The 13,290-nt window shown below is 58.3% G+C and carries 9 protein-coding genes; 5 read left to right on the forward strand and 4 right to left on the reverse strand.

What is annotated here, in order from left to right; all coding sequences use genetic code 11:
* A complete protein-coding gene (locus ACQUWM_RS01840; RefSeq protein WP_428920994.1) occupies positions 1-1,827 on the reverse strand; it encodes an alpha-amylase in 1,827 nt (608 codons plus the stop codon).
* Between the two features lie 262 nt (positions 1,828-2,089).
* Between ACQUWM_RS01840 and malE the strand changes: the two genes are divergently transcribed.
* The 3 genes from malE to malG all read left to right on the forward strand — a co-directional run bounded on the left by malE (position 2,090) and on the right by malG (position 5,849).
* Positions 2,090-3,289 carry a maltose/maltodextrin ABC transporter substrate-binding protein MalE gene (malE, locus tag ACQUWM_RS01845; RefSeq protein ID WP_428920995.1) on the forward strand — a complete coding sequence of 400 codons (1,200 nt, stop codon included), beginning with the start codon at positions 2,090-2,092 and terminating at the stop codon, positions 3,287-3,289.
* A gap of 165 nt (positions 3,290-3,454) precedes the next feature.
* The gene (gene malF / locus ACQUWM_RS01850; RefSeq protein ID WP_428920996.1) at positions 3,455-4,948 is read left to right on the forward strand and encodes a maltose ABC transporter permease MalF; all 1,494 of its coding nucleotides are present in this window, start codon (positions 3,455-3,457) and stop codon (positions 4,946-4,948) included.
* Positions 4,949-4,958: 10 nt separating this feature from the next.
* Positions 4,959-5,849, forward strand: a complete 891-nt coding sequence (gene malG, locus ACQUWM_RS01855) for a maltose ABC transporter permease MalG (protein WP_012137814.1) — start codon at positions 4,959-4,961, stop codon at positions 5,847-5,849.
* A gap of 201 nt (positions 5,850-6,050) precedes the next feature.
* Here the strand turns inward: malG and malK are convergent, their stop codons facing one another.
* Entirely contained in the window at positions 6,051-7,166 is a 1,116-nt protein-coding gene (malK, locus tag ACQUWM_RS01860; protein ID WP_428920997.1) for a maltose/maltodextrin ABC transporter ATP-binding protein MalK, read from the reverse strand.
* 37 nt (positions 7,167-7,203) lie between these two features.
* Positions 7,204-8,817, reverse strand: coding sequence for an alpha-glucosidase family protein (locus tag ACQUWM_RS01865; RefSeq protein ID WP_428920998.1), 1,614 nt, complete (start codon positions 8,815-8,817; stop codon positions 7,204-7,206).
* A gap of 413 nt (positions 8,818-9,230) precedes the next feature.
* Here ACQUWM_RS01865 and ACQUWM_RS01870 point away from each other — a divergent pair, with 413 nt between their 5' ends.
* Positions 9,231-11,384, forward strand: a complete 2,154-nt coding sequence (locus ACQUWM_RS01870; protein ID WP_428920999.1) for a methyl-accepting chemotaxis protein — start codon at positions 9,231-9,233, stop codon at positions 11,382-11,384.
* Here ACQUWM_RS01870 and ACQUWM_RS01875 read toward each other — a convergent pair.
* Entirely contained in the window at positions 11,381-12,754 is a 1,374-nt protein-coding gene (locus tag ACQUWM_RS01875; protein WP_428921000.1) for a sodium:solute symporter, read from the reverse strand. The genes ACQUWM_RS01870 and ACQUWM_RS01875 overlap by 4 nt on opposite strands.
* A 175-nt stretch (positions 12,755-12,929) precedes the next feature.
* On the opposite strand from ACQUWM_RS01875, the gene ACQUWM_RS01880 reads away from it, so the two are divergent.
* A complete protein-coding gene (locus tag ACQUWM_RS01880; protein ID WP_428921001.1) occupies positions 12,930-13,250 on the forward strand; it encodes a TraR/DksA family transcriptional regulator in 321 nt (106 codons plus the stop codon).
* Positions 13,251-13,290: the final 40 nt, after the last annotated feature.

Genomic DNA, 13,290 nt, shown 5'->3' on the forward strand with positions numbered 1-13,290 from the left:
TTACTCCTTGCCGAAGGCGATGACCACGCGGTCGTTGCCATGGGTTCTTGAGAAAACGTAGGGTTCTGTGCCAAGTCGCTTGTGCTCGCCTGCACCAATGGCCGGATGGCGATCCCGGAACTGCCCCAGCTTTTTCCAGTGGGACAAGACCGGTTCGGCTTTGCCGTTTTCGATGTCGGCCCAGTTCATATCCGAACGGGTGCCCTGGTGGCCGTCTGAACCGGTAGGCCCGAATCGGCGCCCGGTCTCATCCCCGTAGAATATCTGGGTGGTACCCGGTGTGAACAGCAAGGCGCTGCCTGCGCGCTTCTGCATGGCAGGATCGTTATCGGCAATGCGGCTGAACAACCGGGTGTCGTGGGAGGAGATGTAGCTCATCACGTTGAATGGCTTGTCGCTGTTCATCTTGTCGGCGTAATCGCTGTAGATGGGCTCCATCTCCGGCAGGCAGGCGGCGCCGGCAAGGGCGTCTTCCTGCAGGTCGAAGTTGATCACCGCATCGAAGCCGGCATCAAAGTAGCTGCTGCGGGTGACGGTGTGGGGGAAGACCTCCGCCACCATCCAGAAGTCCTCCGCTGGCAGCGGTTGCCCGGGGTTCTTGCTGCGATAGGCATCCAGTGCCTTCTGGGCTTCGGTCTTCAGTTCCTGCCAGGCTTCCGGCTCCACGTGTTTGGCGGTATCCACCCGGAAACCGTCAACACCGAATTCCCGCACCCAGTCTGCGAGCCAGGTGATCAGGTAATCCTGCACGGTAGCGTCATCAAGCTGTCTGGCGCGGGTGTTCTCCTTGTTCTGGAGGAACGCCGGCAGGTCAACCGCTTTGGCGGATCCGGTCTTGAAGTCCGGCAGAAACGCCAGGGAGCCACGGACCGGGTCAATGGAGGCCTTCGGCGGGGTATCATAGTCGCCGATGCCGGCGCGAACCCAGTCCTTGCCCCACCAGCTGCTCCAGTTCGGGTGATCGTAGTCGATCAGGGCGTGGTAGGCATGGAAATCCTCCCAGGACTCCGGTTGCCAGTGGCCCCACGGGTCCGGTAGGTGTTTCTCGAATCCGTCACGTAGCCCGCCAAAGTTGAAGGTTTGCATGTCCTGGAGTGTGGCGTAGCCCGGGTGGTTCATGACCACGTCCACGACCACCCGAATGCCGCGGGCATGGGCTTCTTCCACCAGGGTGCGGAATTCCTCGCGGGTACCGAAGTTGGCGTCGGGTCGGGTAAAGTCCAGGGCGTAATAGCCGTGGTAACCGTAGTGCTGGAAATCCCCACGGTCGCCGCCACCCACCCAGCCGTGAATCTGCTCGAAGGGCGGGGTGATCCAGACGGCATTGATGCCCAGCTCTTCGAGGTAATCCAGCTTTTCGGTCAGGCCGGCAAAATCGCCGCCATGGAACGTGCCGATTTCGTCCTTGCCGTCGGGCTGGCGGCCGTAATTCCGGTCATTATCGGTCCGGCCGTTGGCGAAACGGTCGGTCACGGTAAAATACACCGTGGCACCGGCCCAGTTGAAGCTCTGTTGGGGGGCATCTGCCGCCTCAAGCAATAACAGACCTTCGGCTTCCGGGGCCGGTGTCAGGGTGACTTCGCCGTTTTCCACCCGGGTCTTCTCGCCGCTGTAGAAATCCCGCACCCATTCACCGTCGGCAAACGTGTCACCCACGGAAACGGTCATTGCCGACTGGGTGGCGATACACAGGCCGTCGCCGTTTGCAGCAGACGGGTTGCCGGAGGGAGGGGCGGCGGTCCCTGGCTGGCCGCCGGCGCAGCCGGCAAGGGAGAGGCACGTCACAAGGCTGGCGGTTAACCTGAGTTTTTTCGGGTGGCGGTTCATGCAATGAGCTCCGGTTCCGTTTATTGTTGTGGTACCGCAATCAAACCAGAGTTGAGGGGAGGGGGGTAGACGGAATTTTCTCCTCCTCACTACTCCCCCGTTCTACGCCTCAGGGAATGAAAACAGGGCTGATGCCAGCAACGGCAAATTGCAACACAGTTCGGTTACTCGCAATAGAAAGATTTGCGTTAAGCCCGTCCGGCCAACCTCGTGCCAGGGCGGACAACAAGAATAAGGCTAGAACAAGCAGAGGAATCACCTGATGAATCGTCGAACCTTTATCCGCAGCACGCTCGCCGCTTCCATTGTTGCAGCAACCTTTGGTTTGTCCGCACCCGCCCACGCCGAGATCGAGGAAGGTAAGCTTCTGATCTGGATCAACGGCGACAAGGGCTACGATGGCCTGCAGGAAGTAGGCGACTGGTTTACCGAAGAAACCGGTATTCCCGTTGAAGTGGCTCATCCGGACAGCGCCACTGACAAGTTCCAGCAGTCCGCCGCCACCGGAAATGGCCCGGACATCTTCATCTGGGCACACGACCGCTTTGGCGAATGGGCCCAGAGTGGCATTATCTCTGAGGTCAAGCCGTCACAGCGGGTCATCGATGCCAATTTCGATTTCACCTGGGATGCGGTGACTGTCGACGGCAAAATGTATGGTTACCCCATGGCTGTCGAGTCTATCGGTCTGATCTACAACAAGGACCTGGTGCCCGAGCCGCCGACGGCATTCGAGGATATCCCCGCCCTTAACGAGAAACTCGCGGAAGATGGCAAGCGCGCCATTTTGTGGGATTACAACAACACCTATTTCACCTGGCCGATGATTGCCGCGGCTGGTGGTTACATCTTCGCCCAAAACGACGATGGCACCTACGACGTAAAAGATACCGGTGTTAACAACGAAGGCGCTCTGAAAGGCGCCAACATGCTGGCCACCCTGATTGAAGAAGAAGTGATGCCCCGTGGTGCGGACTACAGTGCCATGGAGTCCGGCTTCAATAAGGGCGAGGTTGCCATGATGATCAACGGCCCCTGGGCCTGGGGCAACCTGGAAAAAAGCGGTATCAACTTTGGTGTGACCACGCTGCCGACCGTTGACGGCCAGCCAAGCAAGCCGATGGTGGGTGTCATGGCGGCAACGCTGAATTCTGCAAGCCCGAACAAGGAACTGGCGGTTGAGTTCCTGGAGAGCTACGCGCTGTCGGTCAAGGGGCTGAAGATGGTGAATGACGACGTGCCCCTGGGGGCCGTTGCCAACAAGGAATTCATGGACGAGCTGTCGGCTGACCCCAACATCGCGGCAACCTTCGAAAACGCCGAACTGGGTGAGCCCATGCCGAGTGTGCCCGCCATGGGCGCGTTCTGGTCATCCATGGCGCCGGCCTTGCAGAACATCACTTCTGGAAGACAGTCCGTTGAGGATGCCCTGAACTCCGCAGCACAGCGCATTACACGGTAATGCCTCAGCCGGAAGCGCCGTCAGCCACCGGGCTGGCGGTGTTTCGGGTTGTGCTGACCTGTTGTTGAACATCTGCCGTCGCCGATCGTGGCGACGGAATTAAACAGGCTGACTACAATGATAACGGAATCCCTGTCCTCCTACGGACACGAAAGCAGACTTCCAATGATGCGAATGACTCTTAAGTGGGGTGCTCTGGCCGCGTTGGTGGGAATGGCGCTCTACCTGATACTGGCGCTCTACGCCCAGCAGGAATTTGTGTTTGCGATGTTGTTCCTGGTACTGACGGCATCAGCGGTATTTGTCTTCGTAAACAAGAAACTATACGCCCACCGCTACATCTTTCCCGCTGTGGCCGGCATGGGGCTGTTTGTTATTTTCCCGCTGATGTACACCGTAGGCATTGGTTTTACCAATTACAGTGCCAGTAATCTCCTGAGCTTCGAGCAGGTACAGGATAACCTGCTGGACCGGACCTATCAGTCCGGTGACATTCGCTATGTTTACGGCTTGTACGAAACCGATGCCGGTTACGTGATTTACCTGGAGGGTGAGCACCAGAACCTGGTCACGGCACCTCTGGAACTGGACGGCTCGGAAACGGACGTGCCGGTTCTGCCCGCCTCAACGAAGCCGGCGGGAGATCCACTGGCGATACGGGCTATCATTCAGCGCAGATCGGAGCTGTCGCAACTGGATCTGCTGACCGAAGACGGTCGTGCGCTGAGCATGGCCAGCCTGCGTTCATTTGCAGCGATCAGTGACCAGTTCACCCTGCACGACAATGGCAGCATTACCAACAATCAGACGGACGTGACCTATTTTCCGGATCACGACACCGGCTTCTACCGAAGTGCCGATGGTGAAGCCCTGTCGCCGGGATGGACGGTGAATATTGGCTGGGACAACTACCTGAAGGTGGTTTCCGACCCGACGATTCGCGGGCCGTTTTTCGAGATCTTCGTGTGGACGCTGTCCTTTGCGGTGGCCACAGTGGTGTTTACCCTGGCGCTTGGGTTGCTGCTGGCAAACCTGCTGCAGTGGGACCAGATCCGCGGCAAGGGTTTCTACCGCACCATGCTGATCCTGCCCTATGCGGTGCCGGCGTTCATCTCAATCCTGGTGTTCAAGGGCCTGTTCAACCAGAACTTCGGTGAGATCAACCTGGTGCTGGAGGGGCTGTTCGGCATGCGACCAGACTGGTTCAGCGACCCGGCTCTGGCCCGCACCATGATCCTGATCGTGAATACCTGGCTTGGCTACCCCTACATGATGTTGCTTACCATGGGCCTGCTGCAGGCGATTCCACGGGATCTTTACGAGGCATCCGCCATGGATGGGGCAGGGCCGGTGAACAATCTGTTCAATGTCACCCTGCCGCTGATCATCAAGCCGCTGATGCCGCTGTTGATCGCAAGCTTCGCGTTCAATTTCAACAACTTCGTCCTGATCGCCCTGTTGACCGGTGGTGCCCCCGATATTATCGGTGCCAGCACACCCGCAGGCACCACAGACCTGCTGGTGAGCTACACCTACCGCATCGCGTTCCAGGATTCCGGACAGAACTTTGGCCTGGCGGCTGCGATTGCCACAGCCATCTTCCTGGTGGTTGGCGCCCTGTCGCTGATCAACCTGAAACTGTCCAAAGTCAAAGTATAAGGAGCTACCCATGGCGATGGTTCAACCCCGCTCCACCAAGTATCGCGTTCTGGCATCCCACCTGGGGATGCTGGGGTTCATCGTGATCATTCTCTTTCCGCTGCTGATGGTGATCTCCATCTCCTTCCGCAGCGGTAACTTCGCCTCCGGCAGCCTGCTGCCGGAGAATCCTTCGCTGGAGCACTGGTATCTGGCGCTTGGCATTCCCTATACCGGCGAAGACGGCACAGTGACTCAGCCGCCGTTCCCGGTACTGCTGTGGCTGTGGAATTCCATCAAGATTGCGGTGGTTTCCGCCGTGCTGATCCTGGCGCTGTCCACCACCAGCGCCTATGCCTTCGCCCGCATGCGCTTCGCGGGTAAGGGCTTTGTGCTCAAGTCCATGCTGATCTTCCAGATGTTTCCGCCGGTGCTGTCCCTGGTGGCGCTGTATGCCCTGTTTGACAAGATAGGCAATCACGTCAGCTGGTTGGGACTCAATACCCATGGTGCCGTCATCGTTGCCTCCCTGGGGGGTATGGCGCTTCACATCTGGACCATCAAGGGCTACTTCGATTCCATCGACCGCTCCCTGGAGGAGGCGGCCATCGTGGACGGGGCCACCACCTGGCAGGCGTTCCGTTACATTCTGCTGCCGTTGTCCGTACCGATCCTGGTCGTAGTGTTCATCCTGGCCTTTATTATGACCATCATGGAATACCCGATGGCCTCCGTGCTGTTGGTGGATACTGACAAGCTGACTCTGGCGGTAGGTGCACAACAATACCTGTACGAGCAGAACTACCTGTGGGGCGACTTTGCCGCTGCAGCAGTCCTCTCGGGGCTGCCCATCACACTGATCTTCCTTTACTGCCAAAAATGGATTGTGGGCGGTCTGACCGCCGGTGGCGTCAAGGGATGATGCCGTTGCTGTTCTCCTGGCTTCGCTGAAGTCTCTCTCCCGGGCCGTGACGGAAGATCCCGCACGGCCTTTCCGCGATCTCTGCGTCTTCCAGCGTTAACTTTCGCGACCCGGTCAGGCTAACCCCCCCCTACTGACCGGGTTTTTTTACGGCCAAAAAAAAAGGGGCTGTTGCAGCCCCCGGATTGGTGTCAGTAACGTTCAGAAATCTATGCAGGGTTCCTGGAACAGGCGAGGGCAGGCACTGCCGTCCTGACGGAACAGATGGCACTTGTTGGCATTCATGCCCAGGGTCACTGGTGTGCCTTCCTGTACCGGGTTACTGCCGTCGGTCCGCATGGTAAGAACGCCTTCAACGTTATCGATTACCAGATGCACCAGAGTCTGGTACCCAAGGCGCTCTACCACATGAACTTCACCTTCCAGGTACATGTCAGCTTCCTGGTTTTCGCTCAGATGCTCCGGGCGTATACCCAGGGTAACCGTTTCCCCCTCGGAGAGCTCCGAGCCATTGACCGGCACCTCCAGGCGATGGTTGCCGGGCAATACGACGGTCGCGGACTGGCTGCTTGCGGATGCAACCGTGCAGTCAATGAAGTTCATCTTCGGCGAACCGATAAAGCCGGCAACAAAGCGTGTCGCGGGGTAGTGGTAAAGCTCCATGGGTTTGCCGACCTGGGCAATGGCACCGTTGTCCAGAGCCACGATTTTGTCGGCCATGGTCATGGCTTCCACCTGGTCGTGCGTTACGTAGACCATGGTGGCGTCAAGACGTTTGTGCAGCCGGGAAATCTCGATACGCATCTGTACGCGCAGCGATGCATCAAGGTTGGATAACGGCTCATCAAACAGGAATACCGCCGGCTCGCGAACAATGGTGCGGCCAATGGCAACCCGTTGGCGTTGGCCGCCGGACAGGTCCTTGGGCCTGCGTTCAAGCAGTTTGTCCAGCTGCAGCAGGTTTGCCGCATCCTCGACCCGACGGTTGATTTCAGCTTTATTGGTCTTGGCAAGCTTCAGACCAAATGCCATGTTCTCCGCCACGTCCATATGAGGGTAGAGCGCGTAGGACTGGAACACCATGCCTACTTCCCGCTCCTTGGGTGGCAGGTTGTTTACGCGGTCGTTGCCGATGTACATGTCGCCGGACGTAATGTCCTCCAGCCCGGCAATCATGCGCAGCAACGTGGATTTGCCACAGCCGGAAGGGCCGACAAAAACCACGAATTCACCGTCTTCAATATCCAGGTTTACGTTACGTGTAACCTGGATTTCGTCATAACTCTTGCAGATGTTGCGTAAGGTTACGCTGGCCATAACTAGACTCTTCTTGTTTGATCAGTGTAATGCTATCTCAGCCTCGGGCGATGTCCACGCCCCAGGCCCCAAGTTGCAGTTCCTGTCCATGCCACTGGCCACCGACAAAGTCCGGGGTTCCCGCCAGTTGGGCACTTCCTTGCGGAAGGTTGATCGTCACCGGATTGTTGCTGAGATTCAGGGCAATGAACAGGGTTTCACCCTCATAGCTGCGGGCATACAGCAAGGTGTTCTTTGGCGATTCGAGAAACTCGATGTCGCCCTTGAGCAGGGCCGGCTGGTGTTGTCGCCAACCCAGGAACGTACGGTAGGCTTCGAGAACCGAGTGTTCGTCTTCATTCTGGAGTGCAACAGCAGCGCTGTAATGATTCTCGTAAACCGGTAACCAGGGTTGTGCATCGGAGAACCCACCGTGGGCTTTCTGGTCGTGCCAGACCATCGGCGTACGGCAACCGTCACGGCCCTTGTACTCCGGCCAGAAATTGATTCCGTAGGGGTCGACCAGATCCTCATAGGCCAGCTCGGCCTCGGTCAGCCCCAGCTCCTCTCCCTGGTAGATGCATATGCTGCCGCGGAGGGTCAGCAGCATGGCCATGTAAGCCTTCAGTTGTTGGTCGGATGTCACCTCCCAGCGAGTGGCGATCCGGGTCACATCGTGATTCCCGATTGCCCAGCAGGGCCAGCCATCGGTGAGCTTGTCTTCAATGGTGTTGACGGTTTTGCGGAAGAAATCCGCGCCGTGCTGTTCGGTCAGCAGGTCGAACGAGTAGGCCATGTGGAGCTTGTCGCCACCACTGGTGTAGTCCGCCATGGTCTGTAGTGAATGGTCATCACCGATTTCGCCCACGGTGGTCGTGCCGGGGTACTGGTCGAGTAACGCACGCAGACGCTTGAGGAAATCCAGGTTCTCTGGTTGGGTCTTGTCGTACTTGTGGAACTGGTACGCGTAGGGGTTCTCCTGGCGAACACCAATGGAACCCTCTGCGACTGATTCACTGGGCGGATTGTCCCTTAACTTGCCGTCATGGAAGCAGAAGTTAATGGCATCCAGGCGGAATCCGTCGACGCCACGGTCGAGCCAGAACTTCACATCAGAAAGCACCTGATCCTGCACCTCCGGGTTGTGGAAGTTCAGGTCAGGCTGGCTGGTCAGGAAGTTATGCAGATAGTACTGCTTGCGGCGACTGTCCCATGACCAGGCCGGGCCTCCAAAAACGGATAACCAGTTGTTGGGCACTGTGCCGTCCTGCTTGGGATCAGCCCACACATACCAGTCCGCTTTGGGGTTATCGCGACTGGCGCGGCTTTCCACAAACCACGGATGCTGGTCGGAGGAATGGCTGAGCACCTGATCGATCATGATCTTGAGGCCGCGTTTGTGGGCCTCGGCAATCAGGTTGTCAAAATCTTCCAGGGTGCCGAAGATCGGGTCGACGTTACGGTAATCGGCAACGTCGTAGCCAAAGTCTTTCATGGGCGACGTGAAGAACGGTGACAGCCAGATCCCATCCACATTCAGGCTGGCGATATAGTCCAGCTTGGCGGTGACTCCGGGAAGATCGCCGATACCATCACCGTTCGAGTCGTAGAAGCTGCGTGGATACACTTGATAGATGACGGCGCCGCGCCACCAGTCCGGGTTCCTGATCATATTTCCTCGCTTACACCCTGATGGTGAAAATTATTATTTACTCCGTATCCGTCCATAGTGCGGTGGGGCTGGCAAGCGTTCATCCTCCTGTCTGACTTTTTGTTGGCGTAGATGGGGGGAGGAGGGGGGAGTAGGAGGGCGGAGGCATGATCGGCGTCTTTCAGGCAGTCCTGATCAACAATGGTGCGCATCTGTTCGAATGTTATTCGATGTGCCCTGATGTAGGGCGTTATGCGGTTGGGGATCATAAGGCGCTCCTCCACTCGCCTGACTGAGGCGGCATATTCCCGGGCCGTTGCTTGGCATGACATGGCCCCGGCCCGATGTTTGCAGTTAACCAGTTTACCGGTCCGGCTGCACCAGGATAGTGCCTGTTGCCTGTCGGGATGTACGGAACTGGAGGACACCATTGCATGACACTGAAAAGCGATTCCATGAATCTGACCGGCAAGGAACGTGGTTGGTTACCCTGGTGGGGAGTAGCGGGAAAACTGAAAATGGGGTGGTCCTGTTTTCTCAATCGCAGCCTGTACGCCACTAACGAACAGATATTTGAGAGTATTGCCCGTACACGAAGAGATGCCCTGATTGCGTGGGCGGAGCATAAGTGGGCGTTTATGGAGTCCGTGGCGGACCGCATGCAGTGCGTGCCAGAGAGTGCCTTGGCTGAAGTTCTGGAGGCTTCCGCGGGCCGGTTGCGAGAAATCTCCGAAATGATGGTGGTGAGTAGTGACGGTGTTGTCCTTGCCTCCACGTTATCGCATAGGGTGGGAGCGCGTGACTTATCGGCCCCGGCGGTAAAACGCGGCCTGTTGGGTCCCTTCCTGCACGGCCCATACAGTGACCCGGTCACACAGTCCCTGGGGGCGACAACGTCCCGGTTCCATGACGATGTCACTCTGATGTTCTATCAGCCGGTGAGGCTGGCCGGGGGAAAGTCCGCTGCGGTGTGCGCACGGATTCCCAATGATGTTATGAGTGACCTGATACAGAGGGAAGCAGGGCATGTGTTTGAAGAGTCTGGCGATAACTACATCTTCATGGTGGAAAGCCGGTTTGATGCCACCATTCTGCCGGGAACGGCATTGTCACGATCCCGATTCGAGGATGCGACCTTCAGCCATGGTGACAACCTGAAAGACGGTATTCGGACGGGCTTCGGGACGGTTGCAGTTCGCGCCCGTACCGAATTCGAAATCCGCTTTACCGATCCGGCAACGGGGCAGCTCCATCCGGGGGTGCGGGAGACCATCGCCAAAGGTGAAAATCTCTATGTAAAGTATCCGGGGTACTCGGACTACCGTCATATACCGGTTATTGGCAAGGGGCTGACATTCCGCATGCCCGGATCGCCCGACCGCTGGGGAATGATGTGTGAAGGGGACCTGGAGGAAGTGTACCGTCGCCGCTCGGTGTCCTATGGCCTGTCTGCCCGTTTTGCACTGCTGGCCGGCTTGTTATGGGGGGTAAACCTGACAATGGCATGGAGCGGTGTGCCGCTCTGGTTGGAAAGCTCGGTCAACGCCCTTGCGGTTGTGCTGGTGGTGCTGTTGTTCCGGGCAACCTCGGCCCGACCGCTGGCTCAAAGGCTGGCTACCATGGCGGATGTCATCCGGAACATTGCCGAGGGGGGTGGTAATCTGAGGCAGAGGGTGGATCTATCTCGGATGCGTCGGGATGAAAGCGGGGATTTGGCGCGTTGGACCAATAGTTTCATTGACAGCCTTGACGGCATGGTTGGCCAGGTTATCACCCTGGCAAAAGAGTCGGGTGCCGCTAGCGAGCACCTGATGACCCAGAATCGATTGGCCGATGAGAGAATCCGCCAGGTTCTCGGGGATATTACCGGCATGCTTGAAGGCGCCAATCACCAGGAAAACGAGATCACCAATGCCTCTACCACGGCCCAGGAAATGCGGGCGGGCGTGGAGGAAGTGGTGACCCGGGCCAGGGAACAGTTTGCGCGAGTCAGTCAGGAAACCCAGAGTATCCGTGCGGTGATCACTCGTTCGGCGGAAAGCATCCGGGCGGCCAATGAGCGTACCGGGGAGATCAGCAAAACGGCGCTGGTGATTAACGATATTGCTGCACAGACCAATCTGCTGGCGCTCAATGCGGCCATTGAAGCCGCGAGGGCGGGAGAATCGGGCCGCGGCTTTGCGGTCGTTGCCGATGAAGTGCGAAACCTGGCGAGTCGCACGGCCCATGCGACGGAGGAAATTGGTGAGCGCCTTGAGCGGGTTCAGGAGGAAACCCGTCGGGCGGTGGTGACCATGGAAGAGGGCATGTCGGAAATGGAAGAAAGGCTTCAAAAGGCTGAGGCAGCGGCCGATGATAACTCGGCCCTCCATCACATGGTGGAAAAGCTGTTTCGGGCCATTACCGGCATAGCGGAGACCAATCGGCAGCAGAGTAGCCAGACCTCGGATGTAGCGGAAAGCGCTGCGGTGATGAACGGGGTTATCGAGGAGCTCACCGGAAGCTCTGAACAGACCCGGGTTGCTGCGCGTAAACTGCAGCGCCTGACCGGACAGTTTCAGGTGTCCGGTCAGGCTCGGGAAGCTTAGGCTGCCTGTTTCCGTCCCGCCAGGGTTGCCAGCAACAGGCTGGCGACCGCTGAGCACAACAGCGCCCCAAGGAAGGGGGGTAGAGTTGGAATTGCCCCGGGGAAGCTGGCTGCCTCCAGGCCGGCAATCAGGGTGCCACCGCTGATCCAGCCGGGCAGGATGGCGCCAACCAGCCCTGCTAACCCGCCACCGACGGCTGCGGTTGTCGACATTTTCTTCCACAGCCCCATAAGTACCGGAATCACGGCGGTTGCGCACAGCAGGTCGGCGATCAGGAACAGCCGGAGCACGGAGATGCCCTGTAGCGCCACCAGCACCACGGGAATCATCAGCAACACCGTAATCCAGCGTGCGGATGTGAGAGATAGCCCTTTCTTCTCGGTAACAGCCAATGAGGCCAGGGCATTCTGAAGGGTGTCCACCGAGGAAGCGACTAGGGTCAACGCCAGTACCAGGGCCGGGATGGTCAGCCAGGCCGGTGCACCTGAGAGCATGGCAAAGAATGGAATGGGAGGGGAGCCCAGGTCAGTGCCGCTCATGGCCGCGGCGATCCCCAGCGAGCCGACCACGGCCACCACGGCAATGGTAATGATGCCGCCAAAGAACGCACCGCGCTGGAGGGAAGAGGTATCGCGGGCGGACCATAGGCGCTGCCAGTAACCCTGATGAAACAGGTTGGCGGCGGTCACCGCGATGACCAGGGTCATTGCAACGCCCAGCGCGCTGGGCACCGGCACTGACGCGGCGTGCTCCATACTCACTTCCGGCAGCCGGTCGGTTGCCACTACACCGACAATTATCAGCAGGGCAATCAACAGGAATGCCTGCCACTGATCAGTCACAAGACTTGCCCGCAAACCTCCCCAAGCCGTGTAGATGAGTGTTGCAACGGCAACACCCACCACGGCGATATTGCCGTTTATATTTGAAAGCATGGAGGTGATAGCGCCAATGGCGGTTAGTTCTGCAGTGAGGAAGCACAGCATATACAGCACGGAAATCAGTGATACGTAACGGCGAACACTGTTGCCGTAGCAGGCCTGGGCGAATTCGCCAATGCTCCGGCCCTGGGGCAGGAAGCGACGAATGGCCGGCCCGCAGAAGGCAAATACGATAAAGGGAAGCGCCGCGCCGAGAGCGTACCCTGCCAAAGCCAGTGGTCCTACCAGAGCGCCGACTTCCGGGGGGGCAAAAAGAATCCAGCCACCCATGCCCGATGCCAGAAAGCTGAAGCCGAGGGCCCTCGCCCCTTGGGTGTTCCGTGCCGTAACGAAATCATCCAGGCTACCTTCGGCCAGCCTGGCGCGTACGCCAAGCCAGGTGAACAGTATTAGGGCAACAGCCAGTGCGGCTGCGGTGGTGTAAAACATGACAAGTTGCTCCGCCGATGATAAGGGCGGAATGGTGCCATATTAACGACTGACGGGCGAGACATCGGAACGGGAGCGGTAATTTTGACAAGCATCAAATCTGGGTCCAGCTTATGATTTAGTCTGTGGTCTTTGGTTTTCACAGACCATCGGCGTCTATTTCAGGAGGTGCGCCATGAATAACCGACAATCCGAGTTGGAAACCCTGAGAGCCGATCTGAAAGCACGGCTGTCACGCTATGAGGCTCACCAGCACCGCGAGGACGGCGCCCTGGAGAAGGATTTCGAAGAGCAGGCGGTGCAAACCCAGAACGACGAAGTGGTGGATTCCCTGGAATCCGAAACGCGGTCTGAGTTGGCCCAGATTGAACATGCGCTGGATCGCATCCGGCAGGGTGTGGGGGAAGAGTGTGAGCGCTGTGGGGAAGAGATTGATCCACGACGGCTGCAGGTACTGCCTTACACGACGGTCTGTGTTGGGTGTGCCGATAGCTGAGGGATGCGGGCCTTCTTGTAAATCCATGATTCGGTGATGG

It is taken from the genome of Marinobacter sp. DUT-3, assembly GCF_050379435.1.
GTDB lineage: Bacteria > Pseudomonadota > Gammaproteobacteria > Pseudomonadales > Oleiphilaceae > Marinobacter.

What these genes read in the sequence shown, in the direction of transcription:
- ACQUWM_RS01870 (WP_428920999.1), top strand. Translation starts at nt 9,231, where the DNA reads ATGACACTGAAAAGCGATTCCATGAATCTGACCGGCAAGGAACGTGGT.
- malG (WP_012137814.1), top strand. Translation starts at nt 4,959, where the DNA reads ATGGCGATGGTTCAACCCCGCTCCACCAAGTATCGCGTTCTGGCATCC.
- ACQUWM_RS01865 (WP_428920998.1), bottom strand. Translation starts at nt 8,817, where the DNA reads ATGATCAGGAACCCGGACTGGTGGCGCGGCGCCGTCATCTATCAAGTG.
- ACQUWM_RS01840 (WP_428920994.1), bottom strand. Translation starts at nt 1,827, where the DNA reads ATGAACCGCCACCCGAAAAAACTCAGGTTAACCGCCAGCCTTGTGACG.
- malK (WP_428920997.1), bottom strand. Translation starts at nt 7,166, where the DNA reads ATGGCCAGCGTAACCTTACGCAACATCTGCAAGAGTTATGACGAAATC.
- malE (WP_428920995.1), top strand. Translation starts at nt 2,090, where the DNA reads ATGAATCGTCGAACCTTTATCCGCAGCACGCTCGCCGCTTCCATTGTT.
- ACQUWM_RS01875 (WP_428921000.1), bottom strand. Translation starts at nt 12,754, where the DNA reads ATGTTTTACACCACCGCAGCCGCACTGGCTGTTGCCCTAATACTGTTC.
- malF (WP_428920996.1), top strand. Translation starts at nt 3,455, where the DNA reads ATGATGCGAATGACTCTTAAGTGGGGTGCTCTGGCCGCGTTGGTGGGA.
- ACQUWM_RS01880 (WP_428921001.1), top strand. Translation starts at nt 12,930, where the DNA reads ATGAATAACCGACAATCCGAGTTGGAAACCCTGAGAGCCGATCTGAAA.